The following is a 2,872-nucleotide window of genomic DNA, read 5'->3' as shown; positions in this document are numbered from 1 at the left end:
TCGCGCGTCACGGCTTGGAGATCACCAGTACCGAGGACGAGATCCATATCACGGCGAAAAAGAAAATCACCCTCAACGCAGGGGGCAGTTACATCACCCTTGATCAAAGCAGCATCGAGTCTGGGACGTTGGGCGACTACCTCATCAAATCGGCGCACTACGCGTTCTCCGGCCCCGCCAGCCTGAAAGCCGCACATCCCGAATATCCGCAAAACCTTTTCAAACAACCGCTGCGGCTCAGCATGCCGCAAACCCCCAATGCCTCTGATCAAGGCTGGGCAGGCATGCCGTACACGCTGTACGCCGACGGTGTCGTGCTCAAGCAAGGCGTATTGGACAAGTCCGGGCACGTGTTAATCGACCACGCGGTCGTCACCCAGCAATACCGAATCGCATTGGCCAACGGCGTGAGCTGCCAGATCCCGGTCCCCACCGACTACCGAAACGCCGAACAAGGCCATCTTGCCAATGGCGGCATGCATAACCACCACTCGCGAGCCGACGCCGAGGTGAGCCAGCCCACCTCGCACACCGACCATCGTGCCCTGTACGCCGCAGCGATCAGCGCAATCAGTGACCAGGAAGGGAAAACCTCATGATTGAACCCGACATCATCAGCCCCGTCGCCCTGCAACACGCCCAGCAGGTCACTTGCACCCCGCCCTGGTACGTGCAGAGCACCGAATACCCGCCCGCGCTGGCGACCTATCAACCTCTGATTAACGGTGAAGAAGCCTTCAAGGCCGTGCACCTGGCGATCGCCCAGGCAACCAAAACGGTCGACATCATCTGCTGGGGCTTCCAGCCGTCGATGTTCTTCATCCGTGATGGCCGTGCGCCGTGCATCGGTGAACTGCTGATGGCCAAAGCGCGGGAAGGGATTGAGGTGCGGGTGCTGGGCTGGGAAGCACCGTTTAATAGTGCTGGCTTAGGGGGTGAGGCCAACCTGCCCGGCAAAGGCCCGCTACGTATCTCGGATCGGGCGCTGCAAAACGCCACGCAGGATCAGTACGCCTATGACCGCTATTGGTTTGCCCGCTGTGCGACGGCCGATTACATCGCGGCAGGGCTTAGGGCGGCGCGCAGTATTCCGGTATTTGTCGGCCGTGGTTTCAGCGTCTATGAGCGGGCTGAAATCGCCTATCAGGCCAAATACAAAAGCCTCGACCCGCAGCTCAGTCACAGCACGTTGGGCGCCCTGGCCGTCGCCGCGACTCACCATCAGAAAACAGTGCTGGTCGACTACGAACTGCCGGACAGCGCCGTTGGTTTTGTCATGGGCCACAATATGCTCGATGAGTACTGGGACACCGACCGGCACTCGGCGCTCAATCGCACCGAGGGCAGCAAACCTGCACCTGATTGCGGCCCCCGTGGCGATACCCCTCGTCAGGATATTTCCAGCCAGGTCAGCGGGCCGATTCTGGAGCACCTGCACCATAACTTCGCCAGCGCCTGGCGCAAGGAAACCGGCGAGGACCTGCTCGCATCGCGCAAGGCGATGGTGCTGGGACCACAACTGCAATGCACTCCCGGCATCACCCGGCAAGTGGCGCAAATCCTGCGCACCCAGGCACAAGACGGCAAGCGCGATATCGAAAAGGTCTACCTGAAGGCGGTCAACAACGCGACGCAGTTCATCTACATCGAGAACCAGTACTTTCGTTGGCCACCGCTGGCCGAGGCCATCAAAAAAGCGGCGGCTGACCAGACCCGTGCAGGGCGCGATCCGGGCCTGCATGGCAACCTGCACCTGTTTGTGATCACCAATGCCAGCACTGACGGCGTAGGCCCTGGAAGCTTGAACACCCAGCGCATGCTCGAAAGCCTCGGGCGCGGTGAGACCATTCCTGAAATCACCAAGTTGCAGCGCATTGAAAGGGTCAAAGCCCAAGCCGAAGCGCAGACGCCGACCTTGGCGGAACTCCTCGAACGACAAGCCTTGCTCACCTTGACCAGCCTCACCGACGCACTCGGTGGTGGCGAGATGAGCGACAAGGCCCGAGAAGCCCAACGCGTTGCCGCCAGAAACAATGCCATTCGACAGATGGATCTCAGAGCAGAGATTGCGGCAATCGAGGACAGCACGGTTAAACCAGAATCGCGCCCCGGCCTGAAAGTGCACGTGTGCTCACTGGTCGCACCGGATTCGCCTGCCGGCAAGCCGTGGATGCCGGTGTACATCCATTCCAAACTGATGATCGTCAATGACGTGTTCACCACCCACGGCTCAGCCAACATCAACACCCGCAGCATGCAGGTGGATAGCGAGCTGAATATTGCCCATGAGTGGATGAGTGTGACGCGGGGGTTGAGACGACGGTTGTGGAACCTGCATACGGATGGGAGGGGGGCGCAGGATGAGCCGAAGGAGGCGTTCGATGCTTGGACAGGCATCATCAAAAAAAATAAAGAACGCCAAGCAGATAAAAAAACAGGAGTGCCCTGGGCCCCACTTGTCGAATTTCATTACGGCGAAAAGACCGTGAAGGATCTTGACTGATGCGCAGACTCCTTTTGCTGACAAGCCTGCTGCTGGCCGCCTGCGATAACGGTAGCGCCCCTATTCACTCGACCCAGGACATTTCCATGAACCCGCTGACCGAGATCAAAGCCAAGCTGGCCTTTACCTGTATACACGAGCAAATTCCTGCACCGTCCGCCGAGGCCGACGAGCTATTCCAGTACGCACGCTGGCTACAGAAAAACAACCTGCTCAAGCAGGACAAAAGCGTCGACGCCGACATCGAGCGCTTGTACCGGATTGCTGCCGAGAATGGTCATTACAAAGCCAATATCAACCTGCAAAACGGCGCCATGCGCGGTCAGTTCAAACTCCGTGGCGCAGATCGCCTGCGTCTGAGCCAGCAAC

2 protein-coding genes and 1 pseudogene are annotated in these 2,872 nt (G+C 59.2%); all 3 read left to right on the top strand.

Features of this window, described 5'->3' with window-relative positions:
* Positions 1 to 599 (top strand): DUF2345 domain-containing protein (locus EJD88_RS18565; RefSeq protein ID WP_158878702.1); only part of this gene is annotated, 599 nt, incomplete at its 5' end.
* The gene (locus tag EJD88_RS18560) at positions 596 to 2,503 is read left to right on the top strand and encodes a phosphatidylserine/phosphatidylglycerophosphate/cardiolipin synthase family protein (protein ID WP_158878701.1); all 1,908 of its coding nucleotides are present in this window, start codon (positions 596 to 598) and stop codon (positions 2,501 to 2,503) included. The genes EJD88_RS18565 and EJD88_RS18560, both read left to right, overlap by 4 nt.
* Positions 2,503 to 2,872 (top strand): annotated as a pseudogene (locus EJD88_RS18555) (sel1 repeat family protein); the annotation flags it as partial. The gene EJD88_RS18560 and the pseudogene EJD88_RS18555, both read left to right, overlap by 1 nt.

The organism is Pseudomonas sp. PB105, assembly GCF_009764655.1.
GTDB lineage: Bacteria > Pseudomonadota > Gammaproteobacteria > Pseudomonadales > Pseudomonadaceae > Aquipseudomonas > Aquipseudomonas cyclaminis.
This window is presented reverse-complemented; position numbering and strand designations above follow the sequence as displayed.

Excerpts from the sequence above, each read along its gene's own strand:
- EJD88_RS18560 (WP_158878701.1), top strand. The coding sequence starts at position 596 with ATGATTGAACCCGACATCATCAGCCCCGTCGCCCTGCAACACGCCCAG.